This window comes from Pseudomonas sp. B10 (assembly GCF_900156235.1).
Taxonomy (GTDB): domain Bacteria; phylum Pseudomonadota; class Gammaproteobacteria; order Pseudomonadales; family Pseudomonadaceae; genus Aquipseudomonas; species Aquipseudomonas siliginis.
In genome coordinates, this window is sequence record NZ_LT707063.1 from 4,419,153 (window position 1) to 4,445,170 (window position 26,018).

24 protein-coding genes and 1 tRNA gene are annotated in these 26,018 nt (G+C 58.9%); 20 read left to right on the forward strand and 5 right to left on the reverse strand.

Features of this window, described 5'->3' with window-relative positions; all coding sequences use genetic code 11:
* Positions 1–139 precede the first annotated feature (139 nt).
* The gene (locus BXA01_RS20000) at positions 140–1,834 is read right to left on the reverse strand and encodes a lactate permease LctP family transporter (RefSeq protein WP_016771776.1); all 1,695 of its coding nucleotides are present in this window, start codon (positions 1,832–1,834) and stop codon (positions 140–142) included.
* A gap of 263 nt (positions 1,835–2,097) precedes the next feature.
* Here BXA01_RS20000 and BXA01_RS20005 point away from each other — a divergent pair, with 263 nt between their 5' ends.
* Positions 2,098–2,865 (forward strand): FCD domain-containing protein, encoded by a 768-nt coding sequence (locus tag BXA01_RS20005; protein ID WP_016771775.1) that lies wholly within the window; start codon positions 2,098–2,100, stop codon positions 2,863–2,865.
* Between the two features lie 135 nt (positions 2,866–3,000).
* On the opposite strand, the gene smpB is transcribed toward BXA01_RS20005, so the two are convergent.
* Positions 3,001–3,483 carry an SsrA-binding protein SmpB gene (smpB, locus tag BXA01_RS20010; RefSeq protein ID WP_007953781.1) on the reverse strand — a complete coding sequence of 161 codons (483 nt, stop codon included), beginning with the start codon at positions 3,481–3,483 and terminating at the stop codon, positions 3,001–3,003.
* Between the two features lie 119 nt (positions 3,484–3,602).
* Between smpB and BXA01_RS20015 the strand changes: the two genes are divergently transcribed.
* Genes BXA01_RS20015 through BXA01_RS20025 form a run of 3 tightly spaced genes read left to right on the forward strand, consistent with a single transcriptional unit; the run spans position 3,603 to position 5,755 of the window.
* Positions 3,603–5,006: a sodium-dependent transporter gene (locus tag BXA01_RS20015; RefSeq protein WP_016771774.1), complete on the forward strand. Its 1,404-nt coding sequence runs from the start codon at positions 3,603–3,605 to the stop codon at positions 5,004–5,006.
* Positions 5,007–5,013: 7 nt separating this feature from the next.
* Positions 5,014–5,448: a type II toxin-antitoxin system RatA family toxin gene (locus BXA01_RS20020; protein WP_016771773.1), complete on the forward strand. Its 435-nt coding sequence runs from the start codon at positions 5,014–5,016 to the stop codon at positions 5,446–5,448.
* Positions 5,441–5,755 carry an RnfH family protein gene (locus BXA01_RS20025; RefSeq protein ID WP_076565781.1) on the forward strand — a complete coding sequence of 105 codons (315 nt, stop codon included), beginning with the start codon at positions 5,441–5,443 and terminating at the stop codon, positions 5,753–5,755. Before BXA01_RS20020 ends, BXA01_RS20025 begins: the two co-directional genes overlap by 8 nt.
* Before the next feature lie 61 nt (positions 5,756–5,816).
* Here the strand turns inward: BXA01_RS20025 and BXA01_RS20030 are convergent, their stop codons facing one another.
* Positions 5,817–6,344 carry an outer membrane protein assembly factor BamE gene (locus BXA01_RS20030; RefSeq protein ID WP_016771771.1) on the reverse strand — a complete coding sequence of 176 codons (528 nt, stop codon included), beginning with the start codon at positions 6,342–6,344 and terminating at the stop codon, positions 5,817–5,819.
* 97 nt (positions 6,345–6,441) lie between these two features.
* Here BXA01_RS20030 and fur point away from each other — a divergent pair, with 97 nt between their 5' ends.
* A complete protein-coding gene (fur, locus tag BXA01_RS20035) occupies positions 6,442–6,846 on the forward strand; it encodes a ferric iron uptake transcriptional regulator (protein ID WP_016771770.1) in 405 nt (134 codons plus the stop codon).
* A gap of 76 nt (positions 6,847–6,922) precedes the next feature.
* Here fur and recN read toward each other — a convergent pair whose 3' ends face one another.
* The gene (gene recN, locus BXA01_RS20040) at positions 6,923–8,596 is read right to left on the reverse strand and encodes a DNA repair protein RecN (RefSeq protein WP_076565783.1); all 1,674 of its coding nucleotides are present in this window, start codon (positions 8,594–8,596) and stop codon (positions 6,923–6,925) included.
* 240 nt (positions 8,597–8,836) lie between these two features.
* Here recN and grpE point away from each other — a divergent pair, with 240 nt between their 5' ends.
* From grpE to BXA01_RS20080, 8 genes are all read left to right on the forward strand, one after another.
* The gene (gene grpE / locus BXA01_RS20045) at positions 8,837–9,403 is read left to right on the forward strand and encodes a nucleotide exchange factor GrpE (protein ID WP_039759570.1); all 567 of its coding nucleotides are present in this window, start codon (positions 8,837–8,839) and stop codon (positions 9,401–9,403) included.
* 102 nt (positions 9,404–9,505) lie between these two features.
* Entirely contained in the window at positions 9,506–11,422 is a 1,917-nt protein-coding gene (gene dnaK / locus BXA01_RS20050) for a molecular chaperone DnaK (RefSeq protein ID WP_024011565.1), read from the forward strand.
* A gap of 297 nt (positions 11,423–11,719) precedes the next feature.
* Complete coding sequence (gene dnaJ, locus BXA01_RS20055) at positions 11,720–12,844, forward strand: molecular chaperone DnaJ (protein ID WP_016771767.1); 1,125 nt, start codon at positions 11,720–11,722, stop codon at positions 12,842–12,844.
* A gap of 9 nt (positions 12,845–12,853) precedes the next feature.
* Positions 12,854–13,657, forward strand: coding sequence for a 4-hydroxy-tetrahydrodipicolinate reductase (gene dapB / locus BXA01_RS20060; protein ID WP_016771766.1), 804 nt, complete (start codon positions 12,854–12,856; stop codon positions 13,655–13,657).
* Between the two features lie 258 nt (positions 13,658–13,915).
* A complete protein-coding gene (gene carA / locus BXA01_RS20065) occupies positions 13,916–15,052 on the forward strand; it encodes a glutamine-hydrolyzing carbamoyl-phosphate synthase small subunit (RefSeq protein ID WP_016771765.1) in 1,137 nt (378 codons plus the stop codon).
* A 124-nt stretch (positions 15,053–15,176) separates the two neighbouring features.
* Positions 15,177–18,398 (forward strand): carbamoyl-phosphate synthase large subunit, encoded by a 3,222-nt coding sequence (gene carB / locus BXA01_RS20070; RefSeq protein ID WP_016771764.1) that lies wholly within the window; start codon positions 15,177–15,179, stop codon positions 18,396–18,398.
* A gap of 2 nt (positions 18,399–18,400) precedes the next feature.
* On the forward strand, positions 18,401–18,877 hold the full coding sequence (gene greA, locus BXA01_RS20075) for a transcription elongation factor GreA (protein ID WP_038861135.1): 477 nt from the start codon (positions 18,401–18,403) through the stop codon (positions 18,875–18,877).
* 28 nt (positions 18,878–18,905) lie between these two features.
* Positions 18,906–19,310, forward strand: a complete 405-nt coding sequence (locus BXA01_RS20080; RefSeq protein WP_076565784.1) for an MFS transporter — start codon at positions 18,906–18,908, stop codon at positions 19,308–19,310.
* Between the two features lie 9 nt (positions 19,311–19,319).
* On the opposite strand, the gene BXA01_RS20085 is transcribed toward BXA01_RS20080, so the two are convergent.
* Positions 19,320–19,628 carry a YhbY family RNA-binding protein gene (locus BXA01_RS20085; RefSeq protein WP_016771761.1) on the reverse strand — a complete coding sequence of 103 codons (309 nt, stop codon included), beginning with the start codon at positions 19,626–19,628 and terminating at the stop codon, positions 19,320–19,322.
* 101 nt (positions 19,629–19,729) lie between these two features.
* Between BXA01_RS20085 and rlmE the strand changes: the two genes are divergently transcribed.
* From rlmE to BXA01_RS20120, 7 genes are all read left to right on the forward strand, one after another.
* On the forward strand, positions 19,730–20,359 hold the full coding sequence (gene rlmE / locus BXA01_RS20090) for a 23S rRNA (uridine(2552)-2'-O)-methyltransferase RlmE (RefSeq protein ID WP_016771760.1): 630 nt from the start codon (positions 19,730–19,732) through the stop codon (positions 20,357–20,359).
* Positions 20,360–20,561: 202 nt separating this feature from the next.
* Positions 20,562–22,469: an ATP-dependent zinc metalloprotease FtsH gene (gene ftsH, locus BXA01_RS20095; RefSeq protein WP_016771759.1), complete on the forward strand. Its 1,908-nt coding sequence runs from the start codon at positions 20,562–20,564 to the stop codon at positions 22,467–22,469.
* An 8-nt stretch (positions 22,470–22,477) separates the two neighbouring features.
* Entirely contained in the window at positions 22,478–23,329 is an 852-nt protein-coding gene (folP, locus tag BXA01_RS20100; RefSeq protein ID WP_076565786.1) for a dihydropteroate synthase, read from the forward strand.
* Between the two features lie 16 nt (positions 23,330–23,345).
* A complete protein-coding gene (gene glmM / locus BXA01_RS20105) occupies positions 23,346–24,683 on the forward strand; it encodes a phosphoglucosamine mutase (RefSeq protein WP_073473855.1) in 1,338 nt (445 codons plus the stop codon).
* 65 nt (positions 24,684–24,748) lie between these two features.
* Positions 24,749–25,504 carry a triose-phosphate isomerase gene (gene tpiA / locus BXA01_RS20110; RefSeq protein WP_007915248.1) on the forward strand — a complete coding sequence of 252 codons (756 nt, stop codon included), beginning with the start codon at positions 24,749–24,751 and terminating at the stop codon, positions 25,502–25,504.
* Between the two features lie 4 nt (positions 25,505–25,508).
* Complete coding sequence (secG, locus tag BXA01_RS20115) at positions 25,509–25,892, forward strand: preprotein translocase subunit SecG (RefSeq protein ID WP_016771756.1); 384 nt, start codon at positions 25,509–25,511, stop codon at positions 25,890–25,892.
* A gap of 22 nt (positions 25,893–25,914) precedes the next feature.
* Positions 25,915–26,000 (forward strand) — tRNA-Leu (locus BXA01_RS20120).
* The last annotated feature ends 18 nt before the right edge of the window (positions 26,001–26,018 follow it).

Genomic DNA, 26,018 nt, shown 5'->3' on the forward strand with positions numbered 1-26,018 from the left:
CCGGTTATCCGTCTGCTGCGGCTGCCGAATATAAAGCGCATTGCTTTCAGCAGCCTTACAGACCCGGTGGTGAATTGCTGACGCCGGATCACGGGCCGGCGTCGGTTATTTCCGTCTTTCTTGTAGGCGTCTTGTAGGTTTAGTGCACCAGCATGCCGGTGAACCAGTAGGCCTGAGCCAAGGTGATCAAACCGACGATCGTTGCAAAGAATAGGCTGTGCTTGAGGGTGAAGCGGAACAGATCCGATTCCTTGCCGACCAGACCGGTCGCGGCGCAGGCCACGGCGATCGATTGCGGCGAGATCATCTTGCCAGTCACGCCGCCGCTGGTATTGGCCGCCACCAGCAAGGTGTCGTTGACGCCGATCTGGTGGGCGGTGGTCGCTTGCAACGAACTGAACAGCGCGTTCGACGAAGTATCCGAACCGGTGAGGAACACGCCCAGCCAACCGAGGAACGGCGAGAAGAACGGGAACGCCGCGCCAGTACCCGCCAGCACCAGGGCCATGGTCGAGGACATGCCGGAGTAGTTGGTGACAAAGGCGAACGCCAGCACCATGCCGATCGACAGGATTGGCCAGCGCAGTTCGTAGAAGGTCTCTTTCAAAGTGGTAAGACCAGTTTTGAAATTGATCTTCAGTACCAGCATCGAAATCAGCGCGGAGAAGAAAATCGCCGTTCCGGTGGCGGAAATCGGGTCGAGTTTGAACACCGCTGGAATCGCGGTCGGGTTGGCCACGATCGGCGCAGTCTTGATCACCAGTTGATCAAGGTGCGGGATCGCGAAGTTGAACACCCAGCTGTACATCGAACCACCGGCGGCGAACATCGCTTTGAAAGGCTTCAGCGTCCAGATGGTCACTAGCACGGTAAGGATCAGGAACGGCGACCACGCCTTGAAAATTTCCCCGAGGCTGTAGGGCGAAGCCACGGTGGTGCGCTTCTGGCCGAAACCGCCGACGCTGGCGCTGACCACTGAAGCGGATACGGCGCCAACGATGTGCTGGCCGGCGGCGCGACGTGGTTGCCAGACCTTGAGGAACAGGGTCAGGGAAATCAGGCTGGCCAACGCCGAAGTGATGTCCGGCAGTTCCGGGCCGATGAAGTTGGAGGTGAAGTATTGGGTGATGGCGAAACTCAAACCTGCCACCAGCGCGGCCGGCCAGGTTTCGCGCACACCGCGCAGGCCGTCCATCATGAACACCAGCCAGAACGGCACGAACAGCGACAGCAGTGGCAGCTGGCGACCTGTCATGGCGCCGATCTTGAAGGCGTCGATGCCAGTGACCTGGCCCGCCACGATGATCGGAATCCCTAGCGCGCCGAACGCCACCGGTGCGGTGTTGGCGATCAGGCACAGGCCGGCGGCGTACAGCGGGTTGAAGCCGAGTCCTACAAGGAGTGCGGCAGTAATCGCGACCGGCGCGCCGAATCCGGCGGCACCTTCCAGAAATGCGCCGAAGCAGAAACCGATCAGCAACACCTGCAAGCGCTGGTCATCGGTAATCGACAGAACCGAGCTGCGGATGACCTCGAACTGACCGCTCTTCACCGTCAGCTTGTAGAGGAACACTGCCGCGACAATGATCCAGGCAATCGGCCACAGACCGTAAGCGAAACCATAACCAGCGGCGGCGAACGCCATGTCCACTGGCATCTGGAAGGCGAAAATCGCCACGGCAATCGAAAGCGCGAGGGTGATGCTGCCGGCCACATGGCCTTTGAGACGGAACACCGCCAGGGCGAGAAAGAAGAACACGATGGGAATGACGGCCGCGAGAGCGGAGACGCCAAGACTGCCGAGCGGACTGTAGAGCTGTTGCCAGGTTTGCATGGTGGGGTGGCCCCTAATTGTTGTTGGTCAGGCACTGTGAGCAATCTTGGATAATTGGTAAGACCAATTTACAAGCGCTGTTGGCTAGGGTAAAAGCCTTGGTAGCGGTGTGTCAATTTGCCGCTCTGAAACTTTCGTCGAAGATGCGGTGCAGAGGGCAACTGATCCGCTTTGGCGAAGTGGCGTCTGGCAGGTGTCGGCGGCGCGCGGATAGGCCAGAATAGACACCCCGGCGAGCGGTCGGGATCGTGGAGAAATGAGTTATGGGCTTTGATCAGATACGTCAGCGCCGTTTGTCTGACGATATTGTCGAGCGCCTCGAGGGGATGATCCTTGAGGGCACGCTGAAGTCGGGCGAACGTCTGCCGGCCGAGCGCACGCTGGCCGAGCAATTTGGCGTATCACGCCCGTCGTTGCGCGAGGCGATTCAGAAACTGGCAGCCAAAGGCTTGTTGGTCAGTCGCCAGGGCGGCGGCAATTATGTGGTGGAGGGCCTGGGTTCGACGTTCAGCGATCCGCTGCTGCAATTGCTTGAAAGCAATCCCGAAGCGCAACGTGATTTGCTCGAATTCCGGCACACCCTGGAGGCATCGTGTGCCTACTACGCCGCATTGCGCGCCACCGATGTCGATCGCGAGCGCCTGACCGCTGCGTTCGAAGAGCTGCAGGATTGCTACTCGCGTCACGAAGAAGTCAGCCGGGCGGAAGAGGGCGCGGCGGATGCCAAGTTTCATCTGGCGATTGCCGAGGCCAGCCATAACGCGGTGTTGCTGCATACGATTCGCGGACTATTCGATCTGCTCAAGCGCAACGTCGTGACCAACATCGGCGGCATGTACAAGCAGCGTACGGAAACCCGCGACATGCTGATCTCGCAGCACCGGGAATTGTATCTGGCGATTATCGAAGGGCGTGCCGAGCAGGCGCGAGAAGTGTCCAGCCGACATATTTTGTATGTGCAGGAAGTGCTGGAAGAGGTGCGTCAGGAGGTGCAGCGCATGGCTCGGGCAGAGCGGCGCAAGGGGATGTAGTCAGTTAGTTCTGCAAACGATCGTTCCCACGCTCTGCGTGGGAATACAGCAATGGACGCTCTGCGTCCGCGTTGTGACGCAGAGCGTCACGGGATGCATTCCCACGCAGAGCGTGGGAACGATCAGGGTGGAAAACTAATCTTCCTTGCCCTTGTTGCGCACCGCACGCTGCAACTCACGACCGGCGTCGCGCTCGCGCTCGGTGTCGCGCTTGTCGTATTCCTTCTTGCCCTTGCCCAGAGCGATTTCGCACTTGACCATGTGCTTGCTCCAGTACCAGGACAGGCAGACGCAGGCGTAACCCTTTTGCTGCACGGCGGCGGCAAGCTTGTCCAGCTCGCGGCGGTTGAGCAGTAGTTTGCGCGTGCGCACCGGGTCGGCGATGACGTGAGTGCTTGCGGTCATCAACGGCGTGATGTGGCTGCCGAGCAACCATGCTTCGCCGTCCTTGAGCAGCACATAGCTGTCGACCAGCTGCAACTTGCTCGCCCGCAGACTTTTTACTTCCCAGCCGGCCAGGACCAGACCAGCCTCGAACTTGTGCTCGATGAAGTAATCGTGTCGCGCCTTTTTGTTCTGCGCGATGGTCCCTGTTGGGTGTTTCTTCTGTTTAGCCATAGGGGCGGCATTATATGGAGTTGTTCGGCTGTCGGCTACGGTGTTGCTGCGCGCTTGAGCAGGTTGAGTGAATCCCGGACAATGCGGCCTCTTTTTCTAACGCTTGGGCGTGATAAACGATGTCGACAGACAAGGTTTCTGTCCACGGCAGTTGGGCTAGCCGCTGGGTATTCATACTCGCCGCGACCGGTTCGGCCGTGGGACTGGGTAGTATCTGGAAGTTCCCCTACATGGTCGGGGTCTACGGCGGCGGCGCCTTTGTGCTGATGTTCCTGGCGTGCATCGCGCTTATCGGTGTCCCGGTCATGCTCGCGGAAACCCTGATCGGCCGGCGCGCCCGGCAAAGTCCGGCGAACGCCCTGAAGGTGCTGGCGCTGGAAGCCGGGCACTCGGCGAAATGGTCGTGGGGCGCGTTTGCCGGGATGATCACGGCCCTGCTGATTCTGTCTTTCTACAGTGTGGTCGGCGGCTGGTCGCTGGATTACATCGTCGACATGGGCCGTGGCGATTTCCAGGGCGCGACGGCCGATCAGGTCGGCGCCTATTTCGGCAATGTCATCTCCAATCCATGGCGCCTGACACTTTGGCACACGATTTTCATGCTGCTGTCGGCCTTCGTGATCGCCAAAGGCGTGGTCGCCGGGCTTGAGCGCAGCCTGCGAATCATGATGCCGCTGCTGTTCGTGATGATTCTGGTGCTGCTGGGCTACAGCATGACCACCGGGCATTTCATGGAAGGCGTGCATTTCATGTTCGACTTCCACCCGGAAAAAGTCCTCGACGGTCTGCTGCCAGCGATGGGGCACGCGTTCTTCTCGCTGAGCGTCGGCGTCGGCTCCATCATGATCTACGGCGCCTACATGCCGAAGAACACCTCGCTGTCGGGCACGGTGGTCGGTGTCGCGCTGCTGGATACTTTCGTATCGCTAGTGGCCGGTCTGGCGCTGTTTCCGATTGTGTTCGCCGCTGGCCTGAACCCAAGCGAAGGCCCAGGGCTGATGTTCGTCAGCCTGCCATTTGCTTTTGGTAATGTATTTTTCGGCCAGTTGATGGGTGTGGTGTTCTTCGTGTTGGTCGCGGTGGCAGCGTGGAGTTCGGCGATTTCGCTGCTTGAGCCAATGGTGGCTTACCTGGTTGAACGCACTAAAATCAGCCGCATCTGGGTAACTTTCTGGCTCGCATTCACCTGCTGGTTTGTTGGTCTGGGCACCGTGTTTTCTTTCAATATCTGGAAGGAAGCCAAGTTTTTCGTGAACGAAGGCGGGGCGTTCAGCCTCTATCAATGGGGTGCGCAGAGCGGTCTCGACTTCTTTGGCGTGATCGATTTCTTCACCTCGCGGATCATGTTGCCCCTCGGTGGCTTGTGTTTCGTGCTGTTCGCGGGATGGGTGATGGGGCGTGAAGCGGTACGGGATGAATTGTCCATCCGTAACCCGGTTCTGTTTGCTCTGTCCCTGTTCTTGATGCGCTACGTGGCGCCTATCGGCATTCTTGTAGTCTTTGCCGCTCAGCTCTGGAAGTAACGCTTACATGACGACACATATCCAACGATCCGCGCTCCTGCCGTACCCGGCGCAGTTTCTCTACGACCTGGTCAACGACGTCGCGCGTTACCCGGAGTTTCTGCCGTGGTGCTCGGAGGCTGAAGTGCTGGAAAGCTCCCCGGAACACATGCGTGCCAGTGTCGGCGTAGCGAAGGGCGGCCTCAGTCAGCATTTCGTCACGCGCAATACGCTGGTGCCGGGACAGTCGATCGAGATGAATCTTGAAGAAGGCCCGTTCACTCAGTTGCACGGCATCTGGGTATTCAAGGCGCTGAACGAAAAGGCCTGCAAGATCAGTCTGGATCTGTCGTTCGATTATGCCGGGCCGCTGGTGCGCGCAACTCTGGGGCCGTTGTTCAATCAGGCGGCCAATCAATTGGTGGATGCTTTCTGCCAGCGCGCCAAGCAGATGCATGGTTGAGCCGGTGATCGAGATAGAAGTGGTGTATGCAGCGGTTGATCGCCAGGTTCTGCGTGCGATCAGTGTGGCTGAAGGCGTTAGCGTTCGGGCTGCGGTGCACGCATCGGGCATCGCGGCAGAGTTTCCTGAGTTGAATCTGGCGGAGTGCCCGCTGGGGATTTTTGGCAAGGTCGTGGCTGACGCGGATTCTCGCCCTGTTCAGGCGGGCGACCGGATCGAAATTTATCGACCGCTGCTGGCTGATCCCAAAGAAGTTCGACGTTTGCGTGCGGCGAAGGCTGCCGAGGCCAAAGCGCGGAATATTTGATCAGGCCAAACGGCAGGCAATAAAAAACCCGGAATGTCCGGGTTTTTTATTGCCTCGCCTATTACTGCGGCGAGGTGTCCAGCGGCTCTGGTGTCGGAACCGGTACGGTTTCCACACCATCGACGTCCTTCTGGATCTGATCCAGCAAGGAGCCTGGTTTGGCTGGTTTTTCAGCTTCTGGCTTGTCGGCGTTTTCAGCAGGCGCGGTCACGGTCGTGCCGCTGTCCTTGCCGAGAATGGCTTCGTCACGGCTCACGCCGGGCATGAAGTCACCGGACAGGCTGACAAGCTGGTCGTTGGAATTGAAGATAACGCTGATTCGTTCCTGCTGGCGTTCACCGCCACCCGGTTGCAGGCTGTACAGATAATCCCAGCGATCGGCATGGAACGTGTCGGCAAGCAGAGGGTTGCCCATGATAAACCGTACTTGCGGCCGGGTCATTCCCGGGCGTAACTGGTCTATCATGTCCTGCGTGACGACATTGCCCTGCTGGATGTCGATTTTGTAAACCCCGGGGAATGAACAACCGGCGAGTGCGAGCAGTCCCACAAAGGTGAAACTGGTTAGCAAGAGCTTGGTGTTTTGCATCGGTGGGCGACTTCCACTATCTTGGCTGGGACAACGTAAACGCCGATCATACCCGCATTAAGAGAAGCTGCGAAGCAGCATCGCGAGAAAGCTGACCATGGTTGAAAATAGCGAACTACGCAAAGCCGGCCTCAAAGTGACCCTGCCACGGGTCAAGATCCTGCAAATGCTCGACTCTACCGAGCAGCGCCACATGAGTGCCGAGGACGTCTACAAGGCGTTGATGGAAGCTGGTGAGGACGTTGGTCTGGCCACGGTTTACCGTGTTCTGACCCAGTTCGAAGCGGCCGGCCTCGTGGTCCGCCACAACTTCGACGGCGGCCACGCGGTCTTCGAACTGGCTGACGGTGGCCACCACGACCATATGGTCAACGTGGAATCGGGTGAAGTGATCGAATTCTTCGACGAAGAAATCGAAAAGCTTCAGAAATCGATCGTCGAGAAGCATGGCTTCGAGATGGTTGATCACAACCTGGTGCTGTACGTACGCAAGAAAAAGTAAGCATGTCGCGCGAATTTCACATTCGCGAAACGAACGAAGGCGACCCAAGGGTCGCCTTCGTGCTTTCTGCTATTTGTTATGCCTTGGCGGTCACCACCATTTTTTTCGCGTGAGCCAGAGATTCCTTGGTCAGATCGATGCCGCCGAGCATGCGCGCGACTTCTTCGATTCGCTCGTTCTTCGTGAGCTTCGCGACAGCGGTGTGAGTCGCCTTCTCGTCGCGGACCTTGTGCACGAACAGATGCTGATGCCCTTGCGCCGCCACTTGCGGCAAGTGCGTCACGGTCAGGACCTGGCCGCGATCACCGAGACGGCGCAGTAACTGGCCGACAATCTCGGCAGTCGGACCGCCAATACCTACGTCCACTTCGTCGAACACCAGCGTCGGCACGCGGGAGGTCTGGGCGGTAATGACCTGAATCGCCAGACTGATCCGCGACAGCTCACCGCCGGAGGCGACTTTTGCCAGCGCCTTGAGCGGTTGGCCGGGGTTGGCGCTGACCAGCAGTTCGACCTGTTCCAGCCCGTTTGGCAGCAGTTCGTCGCTGCTGTTGGCTTTCAGTTCGATGGTGAATCGGCCGCCGGGCATGCCCAGGCGCTGGATTTCCTGCTCCACTGCACTGGCGAGGCTGCCGGCCGCCTGATGACGAAGGTCGCTCAGCTCGCGCGCTTTCTCTTGATAGTGGCGGGCGTAGGACGCCAGTTCTTCGCCCAGGCGTTCAATGGATTCATCGTTGGCGTTGAGAGTTTCGATTTCATCGAGCAGCTTTTGCTGCATCTCGCCGACTTCGGTCGGTTGAATCCGGTGTTTGCGCGCCAAGGTGTAGATCGCGTCGAGACGCTCTTCGAGGTATTGCAGGCGAGCCGGGTCGGCATCGAAATTGTCGAGGAAGCGATTGAGCTCGCCGACTGCTTCTTCCACCTGAATCTGCGCGCTGGTCAGCAGGCTGCTGGCTTCACCCAGCGCACCCACCGAACTGTTCACGCTGGAGAGTCGATTGAGGCTGGCGGTCAGCGCATTCAGCACATTGCCGGAGTCGCTTTCGCTGCATTGCTCGACCACTTGCCGGCAAATGTCCAGCAAGGTTTCGGCGTTGGTCAGGTTCTTGTGTTCCTGCTCCAGTTGCTCCAGTTCATTTTCGCCGAGACCGAGGTTTTCCAGTTCTTCGAGCTGATAGCTGAGCAGTTGATGACGTGCGCGCTGTTCGTCGCCGGAGTTGGAGAGCCGCTCCAGTTCCTGGCGGGTCTGACGCCAGCGTTGAGCGGCAAGCTGCACCTGACGCGCCAGATCGGTGGCACCGGCGTACTCGTCAAGCAGGCGGCGATGGGTGTCGGTCTTCAACAGCGACTGATGTTCGTGCTGGCTGTGGATATCGATCAGCAGCTCGCCGAGGGCTTTGAGGTCGCCAAGCGGGCAGGGCGTGCCGTTGATATAACCGCGCGAACGACCTTCCGAGGTGATTACCCGGCGCAGAATGCAAGGCCCGTCGTTTTCCAGATCGCGCTCGGCCAGCCAAGCGCTGGCTTCAGGGATATCAGCGAGATCGAAGGTGGCGAGAATGTCGGCCTTGTCGGCGCCCGGGCGAACCACGCCGCTGTCGGCGCGATCGCCCAAAGTCAGGCCTAGGGCGTCGAGCATGATCGATTTGCCGGCGCCGGTTTCCCCTGTGATCACGCTCATCCCGCGATCAAGTTCGAGATCGAGATGTTCAACGATGGCGTAGTTGTGTACGGACAGGTGCACCAGCATAAAGGCAGCTCCCAGGCTTGATGTCTGGTTATTTATACAGTGTTTTGTTCAGGCCTGACAATGCCCGCTCTTAGCTCGATTTGCTTGATCAGAGAGTTTTCTTAGCGCATTCAAGAATGAGTATTCAGCACTTTTTTGTAGGGACAATTGTTTTCAGCCCTTGAAGCCTGATTTTGCGGCCCCATATATCGGGGCAGAAGCGCGAGTCAGGCTCGCGGACGAAATTGAAAGGAGAATTCTATGGCTGACGAACAGACAGTAGATACGCAAAACCCAGATGCCAATCAGGCGCCCGAAGGTTCGGGTGACGACCTGGCGACCCGTGTGCAAGTGCTCGAAGAGCAATTGGCCGCCGCGCAGGATCAGTCTCTGCGTGTTGCTGCCGATCTGCAGAACGTTCGCCGCCGTGCCGAGCAGGACGTCGAGAAGGCGCACAAGTTCGCCCTGGAAAAATTCGCCAGCGACCTGCTGCCGATCGTCGACAGCCTGGAGCGCGGCCTCGAGCTGTCGAGCCCGGACGACGAAAGCATCCGCCCGATGCGCGAAGGCATCGAGCTGACCCTGAAAATGTTCCACGACACCCTCAAGCGCTACCAGCTTGAAGCGATCGATCCGCATGGCGAACCGTTCAACGCCGTTCACCATCAGGCGATGGCCATGCAGGAAAGTGCCGACGTCGAGCCGAACAGCGTGTTGAAGGTTTTCCAGAAGGGCTACCAGCTCAATGGTCGCCTGCTGCGCCCGGCGATGGTCGTGGTCAGCAAGGCGCCGGCACCGGTTTCGCCTTCGATTGACGAGCAGGCTTGAAATTAGCCGCAAGGCCCCCATTTAGAAGTCAAGCGTTTAAGTGCTACCGCAGTCAGCCACCACTGCTGCGGCAACAAAATCCAAAGTTTCGGGAGAGTGAACATGGGCAAAATTATCGGTATCGACCTGGGGACTACCAACTCCTGCGTCTCCGTGCTGGAAAACGGCAAAGCCAAAGTTATTGAAAACGCTGAAGGCGCGCGTACCACGCCGTCGATCATCGCTTACGCCAACGATGGCGAAATTCTGGTAGGTCAGTCGGCCAAGCGTCAGGCTGTAACCAACCCGCACAACACCCTGTACGCAGTAAAGCGTCTGATCGGTCGTCGTTTCGACGAAGAAGTTGTGCAGAAAGACATCCAGATGGTCCCTTACAAGATCGTCAAGGCTGACAACAACGACGCCTGGGTAGAAGTGAACGGCCAGAAAATGGCACCGCCACAAATCTCGGCTGAAATTCTGAAGAAGATGAAGAAGACCGCCGAAGACTACCTCGGCGAGGCAGTGACCGAAGCGGTGATCACCGTTCCGGCCTACTTCAACGACAGCCAGCGTCAGGCCACCAAAGACGCCGGCCGCATTGCTGGTCTGGACGTAAAACGTATCATCAACGAGCCAACCGCAGCTGCTCTGGCTTACGGTATGGACAAGGCCAAGGGCGATCACACCGTGATCGTTTATGACCTGGGTGGCGGTACCTTCGACGTATCCGTTATCGAAATCGCTGAAGTTGACGGCGAGCACCAGTTCGAAGTGTTGGCCACCAACGGTGACACCTTCCTCGGCGGTGAAGACTTCGACATTCGTCTGATCGACTACCTCGTTGACGAATTCAAGAAAGAAAGCGGCATGAACCTCAAAGGTGACCCGCTGGCGATGCAGCGTCTGAAAGAAGCCGCTGAGAAAGCCAAGATCGAGCTGTCGTCCGCTCAGTCGACCGACGTCAACCTGCCGTACATCACTGCAGACGCGACCGGTCCTAAGCACCTGAACGTGAAAATCTCCCGTGCCAAGCTCGAAGCACTGGTTGAAGACCTGGTTCAGCGCACCATCGAACCTTGCCGCATTGCCATGAAAGACGCCGGTATCGACGTCAGCGCGATCAACGACGTGATTCTGGTCGGTGGTCAGACTCGTATGCCGCTGGTGCAGAAGCTGGTTACCGATTTCTTCGGTAAAGAAGCGCGTAAAGACGTCAACCCGGACGAAGCTGTTGCCATGGGTGCTGCGATTCAGGGCGCTGTTCTGGCCGGTGACGTGAAAGACGTGCTGCTGCTCGACGTCAGCCCGCTGACCCTGGGTATCGAAACCATGGGTGGCGTGATGACCGCGCTGATCGAGAAAAACACCACGATTCCTACCAAGAAATCGCAAGTGTTCTCGACTGCCGACGACAACCAGGGTGCTGTTACCATTCACGTTCTGCAGGGTGAGCGCAAGCAAGCTGCCCAGAACAAATCGCTGGGCAAGTTCGACCTGGCCGACATTCCACCAGCTCCACGTGGCGTGCCCCAGATCGAAGTGACCTTCGACATCGACGCCAACGGCATCCTGCACGTCGGCGCGAAAGACAAGGCTACCGGCAAGACCCAGTCGATCGTGATCAAGGCCAACTCCGGTCTGTCCGACGAAGAAATCGAGCGCATGGTGCGTGACGCCGAAGCGAATGCCGAGGAAGACCGCAAGTTCGAAGAACTGGCCGCTGCCCGTAACCAGGGTGACGCACTGGTGCACTCGACTCGCAAGATGGTCGCTGACGCGGGCGACAAGGTCACCGCCGAAGAGAAGACTGCAATCGAAGCTGCAGTGGTTGCGCTGGAAGCCGCCGTCAAAGGCGACGACAAGGCTGCCATCGAAGCCAAGGTTGAAGAGCTGTCGAAAGTCTCCGCTCCGGTTGCTCAGAAGATGTACGCCGAACAGGCTCAGCCAGCTGATGGCGCAGCCCCGCAAGGCGAATCGGCTGAGAAGGCTGACGACGTTGTCGACGCCGAGTTCGAAGAAGTCAAAGACCACAAGTAAGTTGTTGGTCGCCCGGTTGACTGCCTTGCGGCGGTGACTGGTAGGATGTCGCCGCGCGGGAGCTTGCCTCCCGCGTTGGCGTATCTGGAATACGCGAATTTTTACAGCATGCGACACCGTTCGGATGCTGGCGGTATGGCCGGGAATGCTCCTGCTTTTCGCGCCGCAGATACCGCATCAATCAAGACCAGGATCGTTGAATTGACGTGAGTTGGGTCCGGGCCTTAATGGGGGCTCAACGAGTTTGGCGAGGCTCAGGAGGGGTTTGCCGAACGTCCTTAAGAGTGCAAAGAACTTATGGCAAAGCGTGACTATTACGAAGTATTGGGTGTCGAGCGGGGCACGAGCGAAGCGGACCTGAAGAAGGCCTATCGCCGTCTGGCCATGAAGCACCACCCCGACCGTAATCCCGGCGACAAAGCTTCCGAAGAAGCATTCAAAGAGGCCAACGAGGCCTATGAAGTGTTGTCCGACGCCAGCAAACGCGCGGCATACGATCAATACGGTCATGCCGGCGTTGATCCGAGCATGGGCGGCGGCGGTGCCGGTTTCGGTGGTCAGAACTTCTCGGACATCTTCGGCGATGTCTTCAGTGATTTCTTCGGTGGCGGTCGCGGCGGTGCCCGTGGCGGCGCTCAGCGTGGCAGCGATCTGCGCTACACCCTGGAACTGAATCTGGAAGAAGCGGTGCGCGGCACGTCGGTGAATATCCGCGTTCCGACACTGGTCAACTGCAAGCCGTGCGATGGTTCCGGCGCCAAGAAAGGCTCTTCGCCGACGACGTGCCCGACCTGCGGCGGCATCGGCCAGGTGCGCATGCAGCAGGGCTTCTTCTCGGTGCAGCAGACCTGCCCGCGCTGCCATGGCCAGGGCAAGATCATTTCCGATCCGTGCGACTCCTGCCACGGCGACGGTCGTGTCGAAGAGTACAAAACCCTGTCGGTCAAAGTGCCTGCCGGTGTTGATACTGGCGACCGTATTCGTCTGTCCGGCGAAGGCGAGGCGGGTACTCAGGGCGGGCCGACTGGCGACCTGTACGTTGTGATCAATGTGCGCGAACACGACATCTTCCAGCGTGACGGCAAGCATCTGTTCTGCGAAGTGCCGATCAGCTTCGTCGACGCTGCATTGGGCGGCGAGTTGGAGATTCCAACCCTCGACGGTCGCGTCAAGCTGAAAATCCCTGAAGGCACGCAGACCGGCAAGCAATTCCGCGTACGCGGTAAAGGCGTTGCGCCGGTGCGTGGCGGCGGTGCCGGCGACCTGATGTGCCGTGTCGCTGTGGAAACGCCAGTCAACCTCAACCGTCGTCAGCGTGAACTGCTGGAAGAATTTCGCAGCTCCCTGGCCGACGACAACAGCCACTCGCCGAAAACCACCGGTTGGTTCGACGGTGTGAAGCGTTTCTTCGGCGATTTGTAAGGAGTCGGCATGCGACGTATTGCAGTGATGGGCGCCGCCGGGCGCATGGGCAAGACCCTGATTGAAGCGGTGCAGCAGACGCCGGGCGCCGGTCTGACGGCGGCGGTCGATCGTCCCGACAGCACGCTGGTCGGCGCGGATGCCGGTGAGCTGGCAGCGCTGGGCCGTATCGGCGTGCCGCTGTCCGGTGATCTGGATCGTGTGGTTGAAGAGTTCGATGTGCTGATCGACTTCACTCACCCGACCGTGACCCTGAAAAATCTCGCGTTCTGCCGCAAGCACGGCAAAGCGATGATCATCGGCACCACCGGTTTCAGTGTTGAAGAGAAGCAATTGCTGGCCGAGGCGGGCAAGGACATTCCGATCGTCTTCGCCGCCAACTTCAGCGTTGGCGTCAACCTGTGCCTGAAATTGCTCGACACCGCTGCGCGCGTGCTGGGCGACGATGTCGATATCGAGATCATGGAAGCCCATCACCGCCACAAGGTCGATGCTCCGTCCGGCACGGCGGTGCGCATGGGTGAAGTGATTGCCGATGCGCTGGGGCGTGATCTGAAGAAGGTCGCGGTCTACGGTCGGGAAGGCCAGACCGGTGCGCGTGAGCGTGAAACCATTGGTTTCGCCACCGTGCGTGCTGGCGATATCGTCGGTGATCACACCGTGCTGTTCGCTGCCGATGGCGAGCGCGTCGAGATCACCCACAAGGCATCGAGCCGCATGACCTTTGCCAAGGGCGCGGTGCGTGCGGCGCTGTGGCTGGACGGTCGCGAGCCGGGCCTGTACGACATGCAAGACGTACTCGACCTGCGTTGAGTCGTTGCTGAACCCGGCGCAAATGTCCCGTTTTGCGCCGGTTTTTACCGCTTGGCGACGACCTGTCGCATTCTCCGGCCTTTAAGGCTCTTTAGCGGTGGACCAAAAACGCCCTTTTCTGTAAGCTACAGCTTTAGTGTGTCCACTAAAAGCGCGCAGAATAATTTCAGTGAAGAAGCGGGGTGACGTGTCCATACGTCACTCCGCTTTTTTACAACCTGCGATTGCCCTTTCATGCGTTATTTACGGGAGGTCTTCTTGACTAAGCCAGCCATACTCGCCCTTGCTGATGGCAGCATTTTTCGCGGCGAAGCCATTGGAGCCGACGGTCAGACCGTTGGTGAGGTGGTGTTCAACACCGCAATGACCGGCTATCAGGAAATCCTTACCGATCCTTCCTACGCCCAGCAGATCGTTACCCTGACTTATCCGCACATCGGCAACACCGGCACCACGCCGGAAGACGCCGAGTCCGACCGCGTCTGGTCCGCTGGCCTGGTCATCCGTGACCTGCCGCTGGTAGCGAGCAACTGGCGTAACACGATGTCCCTGTCCGATTACCTGAAAGCCAACAACGTGGTGGCAATCGCCGGTATCGACACCCGTCGCCTGACCCGCATCCTGCGTGAAAAAGGCGCTCAGAACGGCTGCATCATGGCCGGCGACAACATCTCCGAAGAAGCGGCCATCGCCGCTGCGCAGGGCTTCCCGGGCCTGAAGGGCATGGACTTGGCGAAAGTCGTCAGCACCAAGACCCAGTACGAATGGCGCTCGACTGTCTGGGATCTGAAAACCGACAGCCACGCGACCATCGAAGCCTCCGAGTTGCCATATCACGTGGTCGCCTACGACTACGGCGTCAAGGTCAACATCCTGCGCATGCTGGTCGAGCGCGGCTGCCGCGTCACCGTAGTGCCTGCGCAGACTCCAGCCGCCGATGTGCTGGCGCTGAAGCCGGACGGCGTGTTCCTGTCCAACGGCCCTGGTGATCCGGAGCCATGCGACTACGCGATCCAGGCGATCAAGGAAGTCCTGGAAACCGAGACGCCGGTATTCGGCATCTGCCTCGGCCACCAGTTGCTGGCTCTGGCCTCCGGCGCCAAGACCCTGAAAATGGGCCACGGCCACCACGGTGCCAACCACCCGGTGCAGGATCTGGACACAGGCGTGGTGATGATCACCAGCCAGAACCACGGTTTTGCGGTAGACGAAGCCACCCTGCCAGCCAACGTGCGCGCGATCCACAAATCGCTGTTCGACGGCACCCTGCAAGGCATCGAGCGCACCGACAAGAGCGCGTTCAGCTTCCAGGGTCACCCTGAAGCGAGCCCGGGCCCGAACGATGTCGCGCCACTGTTCGACCGCTTCATCAACGAGATGGCCAAGCGACGCTAAGCGTTCGCCTTGAGACTGTAGAGAGAAGGCCTCGAGGGCGGCCCCGGTTCCGGCGGCCCCTTCGGGACTTCAGAAATCGATCAAGACGGCTTGCCGACTGACCTGCGGATTTGAGTGACAAACCATGCCAAAACGTACAGACATTAAAAGCATCCTGATTCTCGGCGCTGGCCCGATCGTGATCGGCCAGGCCTGCGAATTCGACTACTCCGGCGCCCAGGCCTGCAAAGCCCTGCGCGAAGAGGGTTACCGCGTCATCCTGGTGAACTCCAACCCGGCCACCATCATGACCGACCCGGACATGGCCGACGCCACCTATATCGAGCCGATCAAGTGGCAGACCGTGGCCAAGATCATCGAAAAAGAGCGTCCGGACGCCGTACTGCCAACCATGGGCGGCCAGACCGCTCTGAACTGCGCCCTGGATCTGGAGCGCGAAGGCGTTCTGGAGAAGTTCGGCGTAGAGATGATCGGTGCCAATGCCGACACCATCGACAAGGCTGAAGACCGCTCGCGTTTCGACAAGGCGATGAAATCCATCGGCCTGGCCTGCCCGCGTTCCGGCATCGCCCACAGCATGGAAGAGGCCAACGCGGTCCTCGAAACCCTCGGTTTCCCGTGCATCATCCGTCCGTCCTTCACCATGGGCGGCACCGGTGGCGGTATCGCTTACAACCGTGAAGAGTTCGAAGAAATCTGCGCCCGTGGTCTGGACCTGTCGCCGACCAAAGAGCTGCTGATCGACGAATCGCTGATCGGCTGGAAAGAATATGAAATGGAAGTTGTCCGCGACAAAAAGGACAACTGCATCATCGTCTGCTCGATCGAAAACTTCGACCCGATGGGCGTGCACACCGGTGACTCGATCACCGTAGCTCCTGCGCAAACCCTGACCGACAAGGAATACCAGATCCTGCGTAACGCCTCGCTGGCGGTATTGCGCGAGATCGGCGTCGAGACCGGTGGTTCGAACGTGCAGTTCGGTATCTGCCCGAACACTGGCCGCATGGTCGTGATCGAAATGAACCCACGTGTTTCGCGCTCCTCGGCACTGGCTTCGAAAGCCACCGGTTTCCCGATTGCCAAGGTCGCGGCCAAACTGGCTGTGGGTTACACCCTTGATGAGCTGTCGAACGACATCACCGGCGGCAAGACCCCGGCGTCCTTCGAACCGTCGATCGACTACGTCGTCACCAAGCTGCCACGCTTCGCCTTCGAGAAATTCGCCAAGGCTGACGCTCGCCTGACCACGCAAATGAAGTCGGTCGGTGAAGTCATGGCCATCGGCCGGACCTTCCAGGAATCCCTGCAGAAAGCCCTGCGCGGTCTGGAAGTCGGCGTTTGCGGTCTGGACGAGAAGCTCGATCTGAGCAACCCGGACAGCATGAGCGTGCTCAAGCGCGAACTGACCGTGCCGGGCGCCGAGCGTATCTGGTACGTGGCTGACGCCTTCCGCGCCGGTCTGTCGGTCGAAGACATCTTCGGCATGAACATGATTGACCCTTGGTTCCTGGTGCAGATCGAAGACCTGATCAAGGACGAAGAGAAGGTCAAGACCCTCGGTCTGTCCTCGATCGACCGCGACCTGATGTTCAAGCTCAAGCGCAAAGGCTTCTCCGATCAGCGTCTGGCCAAGCTGCTGGGCGTCACCGAGAAAAACCTGCGCACGCATCGTCAGAAGCTGGAAGTATTCCCGGTCTACAAGCGCGTTGACACCTGCGCCGCCGAATTCGCCACCGACACCGCTTACCTCTACTCGACCTACGAGGAAGAGTGCGAGGCAGCGCCGTCGGGTCGCGACAAGATCATGATTCTGGGCGGCGGTCCGAACCGTATCGGCCAGGGCATCGAGTTCGACTACTGCTGCGTTCACGCTGCGCTCGCCCTGCGCGAAGACGGCTACGAAACCATCATGGTCAACTGCAACCCGGAAACCGTTTCCACCGACTACGATACTTCCGACCGTCTGTACTTCGAGCCGGTAACCCTGGAAGACGTGCTGGAAATCTGCCGCGTCGAGAAGCCGAAAGGCGTGATCGTCCAGTACGGCGGCCAGACTCCGCTGAAACTGGCTCGCGCCCTGGAAGCTGCTGGCGTGCCGATCATCGGCACCAGCCCTGACGCCATCGATCGTGCCGAAGACCGCGAGCGCTTCCAGCAAATGGTCGAGCGTCTGAACCTGCGTCAGCCGCCAAACGCCACTGTGCGCAGCGAAGACGAAGCCGTTCGTGCTGCGGCGAAGATCGGTTATCCGCTGGTGGTGCGCCCGTCCTACGTGTTGGGCGGCCGTGCGATGGAAATCGTATACAAGGAAGACGAACTCAAGCGCTATCTGCGTGACGCGGTGCAAGTGTCCAACGACAGCCCGGTGCTGCTCGACCACTTCCTCAACTGCGCCATCGAAATGGACGTGGATGCGGTCTGCGACGGCAAAGATGTAGTGATCGGCGCGATCATGCAGCACATCGAACAGGCGGGCGTTCACTCCGGTGACTCCGCGTGCTCGCTGCCGCCGTACTCGCTGCCGGCGCACATCCAGGACGAGATGCGCGAACAGGTCAAGAAAATGGCCCTGGAGCTGGGCGTTGTCGGCCTGATGAACGTGCAATTGGCTTTGCAGGGCGAAGACATCTACGTCATCGAAGTCAACCCGCGCGCCTCGCGTACCGTGCCGTTCGTTTCCAAGTGCATCGGTGTCTCCCTGGCGATGATCGCTGCGCGCGTGATGGCCGGTAAGACCCTGAAGGAAATCGGCTTCACCAAAGAAATCATCCCGAACTTCTACAGCGTGAAAGAGGCGGTGTTCCCGTTCGCTAAGTTCCCTGGTGTTGACCCGATTCTCGGCCCAGAGATGAAGTCGACTGGTGAAGTGATGGGCGTCGGCGACACCTTCGGTGAAGCATTCGCCAAGGCGCAGATGGGCGCCAGTGAAGTGCTGCCGACCGGCGGTACCGCGTTCATCAGCGTGCGCGATGACGACAAGCCACTGGTTGCAGGCGTGGCCCGTGATCTGATCAACTTGGGCTTCGAAGTGGTCGCCACTGCCGGCACTGCCAAGCTGATCGAAGCCGCAGGCCTGAAAGTGCGCCGCGTGAACAAGGTGACCGAGGGTCGTCCGCACGTGGTCGACATGATCAAGAATGACGAAGTCACGCTGATCATCAACACCACCGAAGGTCGTCAGTCGATCGCCGATTCGTACTCCATTCGTCGCAACGCCCTGCAGCACAAGATCTACTGCACCACCACTATCGCTGCGGGCGAAGCGATCTGCGAAGCGCTGAAGTTCGGTCCGGAAAAGACCGTGCGCCGCTTGCAGGATCTACACGCAGGATTGAAGGCATGAGCATAACCAAGTACCCAATGACTGTTCAGGGCGCTCGCGCCCTGGAAGAGGAGCATGCTCACCTGACCAAGGTCGTCCGTCCGAAGCTCAGCCAGGACATCGGTACGGCCCGCGAGTTGGGTGACTTGAAGGAAAACGCTGAATACCATGCTGCCCGCGAACAGCAAGGCATGGTCGAAGCGCGTATTCGTGATATCGAGGGCCGGATTCAGAATCAGGTCATCATCGATGTCACGACCATTCCTCATACCGGCAAAGTGATTTTCGGTACCACCGTCGAGATCGCCAACGTCGAGACTGATGAAAGCGTCACTTACCACATCGTGGGTGAGGATGAGGCTGACTTCAAACTCGGCAAGATCTCCGTCGGTTCGCCGCTGGCCCGCGCCTTGATTGGCAAGGAAGAGGGTGACGTGGTCGCCGTCAAAACGCCAAGCGGCGTGATCGAGTACGAGATTGTCGAAGTTCGTCACATCTGAAAGAAGGCGCCCGCTGCATGCGGGCGCCATGCTTTGGCAACTGACCCAGATGCTTTGGGTCGGTGGCCTATGGTTGATTCATATCGGTTTGCAGCCGGCGCTGGGTCGGATCGGCCTGGCGCCGCTGTTGATCGACGAAGTCGCCAGTGCATTCGAAGTGCTGGTGGTGGGGTTCGCCGCTCTGTGCGTGATCTTTCAGGCTTTGGTGCTGGTACAGGCCGAGGGCCTTGCCAGTCTATGGCGGGATTTTCGCGGGCAGGTGCTGTTGATGGCGTTGTACGCGTGCGCGATGTATGTCGCTGTGCGTGTCGGCTGGCCGGATGCGCAGCGCTGGCAGGTATTCAGTTATCTGGTGCTGGGATTTTCCGGGCTGGTGCTGGTCATGCAGCCGGTGCCGGGATGGAGTGGCAGGGTGCGCGAAGCACACCCTTGACCCTGCGCATCACTTGAAGCGATGAACGTTCGACAGCTGCTTGTTGGCGCTGAAGTTCTTGCGGTAGACCAGAGCCATCTTGCCGATGACCTGAACCAGGTCCGCTTTGCCGACCTTGCACAGTTCGGCGATGTGCGCCAAGCGCGACTCGCGATCGAGGATATTGAGCTTGATCTTGATCAGCTCGTGATCGGCCAAGGCGCGTTCAAGTTCGGCTAAAACACCTTCAGTCAAACCGTTGTCCGCTACCGTCAACACTGGTTTGAGGTGGTGGCCGATGGATTTGTACTGTTTCTTCTGCTCTGGAGTGAGCGGCATAATCTGACCCTTTCGTCTGGATTCTGTAAAATGGCGGCCATTTTACCCGAGGGTTCGTGGATCCGCCCAACTAATCACGACCCTAATCATCGAGGTGCCCAATGGCGCGTTCCAAGACAAGCCTTGGTTGGCTGAAAAGACATGTCAACGATCCTTATGTGAAGCAGGCGCAGAAGGATGGCTACCGCTCGCGTGCAAGTTACAAACTTCTGGAGATCCAGGAAAAATACAAACTCATCCGTCCGGGCATGAGCGTGGTCGACCTCGGCGCGGCGCCGGGTGGCTGGTCCCAGGTGACCAGTCGGTTGATCGGCGGTCAGGGTCGTCTGATCGCTTCGGACATCCTGGAAATGGACAGCATTCCGGACGTGCATTTTATCCAGGGCGACTTCACGGAGGACTCGGTGCTCGCTGAAATCCTTGAGGCTGTGGGTAATTCGCAGGTGGACCTTGTGATTTCCGATATGGCCCCCAATATGAGTGGTACGCCCGAAGTGGACATGCCCAAGGCCATGTTCCTCTGTGAGCTGGCGCTGGACCTGGCGGAACGGATCCTCAAGCCCGGTGGCAATTTCGTCATCAAGATTTTTCAGGGCGAAGGGTTTGACGTTTATCTGAAGGACGCTCGGAAGAAATTCGACAAGATCCAGATGATCAAGCCAGACTCTTCCCGTGGCAGCTCCCGTGAGCAGTACATGCTGGCCTGGGGTTATCGCGGCGGTGATGCGTAAAACGAGGTTTTTCGGCAGGGCGATAGGTTTTTCATATTTCGCTCTGCGGGCATAAGCGAATATTGTGTAGAAAGTGTTTCACAAAGGGTTACAGACGGCGCCTGCCAGAGTTGTAGGTAATGTAGTAAGTTAGGCCGGTGAATATCATGCGAAGCGCGCGCCAGTAGCGGAGCTTGCTTCAGAGGGTAGTTAATTGAACGATATGGCAAAGAATCTGATCCTGTGGTTGATCATCGCGGCAGTCCTGGTGACGGTGATGAACAACTTCTCCAGCCCTAACGAGCCGCAGACCCTCAACTATTCCGACTTCATCCAGCAGGTCAAGGATGGCAAGGTCGAGCGCGTAGCCGTTGACGGCTATGTGATTACCGGCAAGCGCACCGATGGCGACAGCTTCAAGACCATTCGTCCGGCAATTCAGGACAATGGCCTGATCGGCGATCTGGTCGACAATCACGTTGTGGTTGAAGGCAAGCAGCCTGAACAGCAAAGCATCTGGACTCAGCTCCTGGTGGCCAGCTTCCCGATCCTAGTGATCATCGCGGTGTTCATGTTCTTCATGCGCCAGATGCAGGGTGGTGCCGGGGGCAAGGGCGGGCCGATGAGCTTCGGCAAGAGCAAGGCACGCCTGCTCTCCGAAGATCAGGTGAAAACCACTTTGGCTGACGTTGCCGGTTGCGACGAAGCCAAGGAAGAAGTCGGCGAGCTGGTCGAGTTCCTGCGTGATCCGGGCAAGTTCCAGCGTCTGGGCGGTCGTATCCCGCGCGGCGTGCTGATGGTCGGCCCGCCGGGTACCGGTAAAACCTTGCTGGCCAAGGCGATTGCCGGCGAAGCGAAAGTGCCGTTCTTCACCATTTCCGGTTCTGACTTCGTTGAAATGTTCGTGGGTGTCGGCGCGAGCCGCGTCCGTGACATGTTCGAGCAGGCCAAGAAGCACGCCCCTTGCATCATCTTCATCGACGAAATCGATGCCGTAGGTCGCCATCGTGGCGCCGGCATGGGTGGCGGCCACGACGAGCGTGAGCAGACTCTCAACCAGTTGCTGGTGGAGATGGACGGCTTTGAAATGAATGACGGCATCATTGTTATTGCTGCGACCAACCGTCCGGACGTACTCGACCCTGCGCTGCTGCGTCCGGGCCGTTTCGATCGTCAGGTAGTGGTTGGCTTGCCGGACATTCGCGGTCGTGAGCAGATTCTGAAAGTGCACATGCGCAAAGTGCCAATGGGCGACGACGTTGCTCCGGCAGTGATCGCACGAGGTACTCCGGGCTTCTCCGGTGCTGACTTGGCCAACCTGGTCAACGAAGCGTCGTTGTTCGCTGCACGTAGCGGCAAACGCATCGTCGAGATGAAAGAGTTCGAACTGGCGAAAGACAAGATCATGATGGGCGCCGAGCGCAAATCCATGGTCATGTCCGAGAAAGAAAAACAGAACACGGCCTACCACGAAGCCGGCCACGCCATCGTTGGTCGCGTCGTGCCTGAGCATGATCCGGTCTACAAGGTGTCGATCATCCCGCGCGGTCGTGCGCTGGGTGTGACCATGTTCCTGCCGGAAGAAGACCGCTACAGCCTGTCCAAGCGTGCGCTGATCAGCCAGATCTGCTCGTTGTACGGTGGCCGTATCGCTGAAGAAATGACCCTGGGCTTCGATGGTGTAACCACCGGTGCGTCCAACGACATCATGCGTGCAAGTCAGATTGCCCGGAACATGGTGACGAAATGGGGCCTGTCGGAAAAACTCGGTCCGCTGATGTATGCCGAAGAAGAGGGCGAAGTGTTCCTCGGTCGCGGTGGTGGTGGTCAGGCTGCCAGCTTCTCCGGTGAGACAGCCAAGCTGATCGACTCCGAAGTGCGCAGCATCATCGATCAGTGCTACGGCACCGCCAAGCAGATCCTCACGGATAACCGTGACAAACTGGATGCCATGGCTGATGCGCTGATGAAGTACGAAACCATCGATGCCGAGCAGATTGACGACATCATGGCCGGCCGCACACCTCGAGAACCTCGCGACTGGTCGGGTGGCACCGGTACGCCTCCGCCGCCTGTCGTGCAGGACGAGCGTCCGGAGAAACCGATTGGCGGTCCGGCTGCTGACGTTTAAGGCTTGAAATGACTTCTGTACAGTCCCTGACCCGGTTGCCTTGCGGCAACCGGGTTCTTGATTTGGCCCAGACGCATGTCATGGGCATTCTCAATGTCACTCCTGATTCCTTTTCCGACGGCGGCCGCTACAGCCAGCTCGATGCGGCGCTGCGCCATGCCGAAGCCATGGTGCTGGCTGGCGCGACGCTGATTGATGTCGGCGGCGAATCGACCCGGCCAGGCGCGCGAGCGGTTTCTCCCCTGGAGGAGCTCGAGCGCGTCGCGCCGATTGTCGAGCTGATCAATCGCGAGCTGGATGTCATCATCTCGGTCGATACTTCCACCCCGGCAGTCATGCGCGAAACCGCACGGCTCGGTGCCGGCCTGATCAATGATGTGCGTTCGTTGCGTCGCGATGGCGCGCTGGATGCGGCGGCGGCGACAGGGTTGCCGGTCTGCCTCATGCACATGCTCGGCGAGCCGGGCGATATGCAGGATAATCCGCAGTATCAGGATGTCACCCGCGAGGTCGGCGAGTTTCTCGCCGAGCGCATGGAACAGTGCGCGCAGGCGGGTATTCCCGCCGAGCGGATCATTCTTGATCCCGGCTTCGGCTTCGCCAAGACCTTGCAGCACAATCTAAGCTTGTTCAAACACATGGAGGCCCTGCATGCGCTGGGGCGGCCATTGCTGGTAGGTGTTTCGCGCAAGAGTATGATTGGCCACGCTTTGAACCGTCCCGTGGGCGAGCGTCTGCACGGCGGCCTGGCGCTTGCTGCGCTGGCTTCGGTCAAGGGTGCGCGGATCTTGCGGGTTCACGATGTGGCGGAAACTGTCGATGTAGTGCGAATGATCGCGGCCGTAGAGTCAGCCGAATAAGAATGATGGAGCACTTATGAGCAAGAAATATTTTGGTACCGACGGCATTCGCGGTCGCGTAGGTGAATACCCGATCACGCCTGACTTCATGCTCAAGCTCGGTTGGGCGGCTGGCATGGCTTTCCGCAAGATGGGTGCCTGCAAGGTGCTGGTCGGTAAGGACACGCGGATCTCTGGCTATATGTTCGAATCGGCACTCGAGGCCGGGCTGACCTCGGCGGGTGCCGATGTGATGCTGCTCGGTCCGATGCCGACACCTGCCATCGCCTATCTGTCGCGCACTTTCCAGGCAGAGGCCGGGATCGTGATCAGTGCTTCGCACAACCCGCATGACGACAACGGCATCAAGTTCTTCTCCGGCAAAGGCACCAAGCTGCCAGATGAATTGGAACTGATGATCGAAGAGTTGCTGGATACGCCAATGACTGTCGTCGAGTCGAGCAAGATCGGTAAAGTGTCGCGAATCAATGACGCATCGGGTCGCTACATTGAGTTCTGCAAAAGCAGCGTGCCTACCGGGACCAATTTCGCCGGCCTGAAGATCGTGATCGACTGCGCGCATGGTGCGACCTATAAGGTAGCGCCGAGCGTCTTCCGTGAATTGGGTGCCGAAGTCGTCGTGCTTTCCGCTCAGCCGAACGGGCTGAACATCAACGATAACTGCGGTTCCACGCATATGGGGCCGTTGCAGGCCGCCGTTCTGGCCGAGCATGCGGACCTGGGTATCGCCTTCGATGGTGATGGTGATCGGGTATTGATGGTCGATCACACCGGCACCATCGTCGATGGTGATGACCTGCTGTTTATCATTGCCCGCGATCTGCATGAGCGTGGCAAGTTGCAGGGTGGCGTCGTCGGTACGTTGATGAGCAATCTTGGTCTCGAACTGGCCCTTGCGGATCTGTCGATCCCGTTCGTTCGCGCCAATGTCGGTGACCGCTACGTGATTGCCGAACTGCAAGAGCGCAACTGGCTCGTTGGTGGGGAAAACTCCGGGCATGTGGTCTGCTTCAACCACACCACCACGGGCGATGCGATCATCGCGGCTCTGCAGGTGTTGATGGCTCTGAAATCCCGCAACGAAGGTCTGGCGCAAACGCGGCAGGCTTTGCGCAAGTGCCCTCAGGTGCTGATCAACGTTCGCTTTGGCGGCGGTGAAAGCCCGCTGGAGCATCCGGCTGTCAAGGAAGCCAGCGCCCGTGTCACTCAGGCGATGGCGGGGCGCGGTCGCGTGCTTCTGCGCAAGTCCGGCACAGAGCCTTTGGTGCGCGTCATGGTTGAAGGCGAGGACGAAAACCAGGTTCGCGGCTATGCCGAAGAGCTGGCAAAACTGGTAACCGAAGTTTCTGCCTGATACGGCTTGCAAGCCATGATTGTGTTGGGTAACATCTGCGCCCACTTTGACCGACGAGGTACAGCATGCGTCGCCCTATGGTAGCTGGTAACTGGAAGATGCACGGTACCCGCGCCAGCGTCGCTGAGCTGATCAACGGCCTTCGTCATCTGGCCTTGCCTAGCGGTGTTGATGTCGCGGTGTTCCCGCCTTGCTTGTATATCAATCAAGTGATTGATGGCTTGAAAGGCAAGTCGATTTCGGTCGGCGCGCAGAATTCTGCGGTGGAAGCCATGCAAGGTGCGTTGACTGGTGAGATTGCTCCCAGCCAACTGGTGGATGCAGGTTGTTCCCTGGTGCTTGTCGGGCACTCCGAACGCCGCCAGATTATGGGCGAGCGAGACGGGATGCTGAATCGCAAGTTCGCAGCGGCACAGGCATGTGGCTTGATTCCGGTGTTGTGTGTAGGGGAAACCCTCGAGCAGCGCGAAGCCGGAAAAACTCTTGAGGTTGTCGGGCGTCAGCTGGGCAGCATCATTGAGGAGCTGGGTGTCGGTGCCTTTGCCAAGGCAGTGATTGCATACGAGCCGGTCTGGGCCATTGGTACCGGGCTGACTGCAACGCCGCAACAGGCTCAGGATGTGCATAAAGCCATTCGCGAGCAGTTGGCGGCAGAGAATTCTGAAGTCGCACGAGGTGTGCGGCTTCTATACGGCGGCAGCGTGAAGGCGGCCAATGCGGTCGAACTGTTCGGCATGCCGGATATCGATGGGGGGCTCATTGGTGGAGCTTCCCTGAATGCAGATGAGTTCGGTGCGATCTGTCGCGCCGCGGGAAACTGAAAAAATGCTGGAAACAGTCGTAGTCGTTTTTCATCTGCTGGGTGCATTGGGCGTAGTTGCTCTGGTTTTGCTGCAGCAGGGTAAGGGTGCGGACGCTGGCGCGTCTTTCGGAGCAGGTGCTTCAAATACTGTGTTCGGAAGCCAAGGTTCCTCTACCTTTCTTAGTAAGTTTACTGCTATACTTGCCGCCGGTTTCTTCATAACCAGCTTGGGGTTAGGTTACTTTGCTAAAGAGAAAGCTCATCAGCTGACTCAAGCAGGTCTTCCAGATCCAGCAGTGTTGGAAGTACCTAAGCAACAACCGGCTTCTGATGATGTCCCGGTGCTTCAAGAGCAAAAGTCGGCTACTCCAGCGACTGACGTGCCTCCAGCTCAAGAGCAGAAGTAAGAAGAGTTTCAAACGTAGTATTGCCGAGGTGGTGGAATTGGTAGACACGCAACCTTGAGGTGGTTGTGCCCATAGGGTGTAGGGGTTCGAGTCCCCTTCTCGGTACCAATTAGTCAGGAGAGCCCG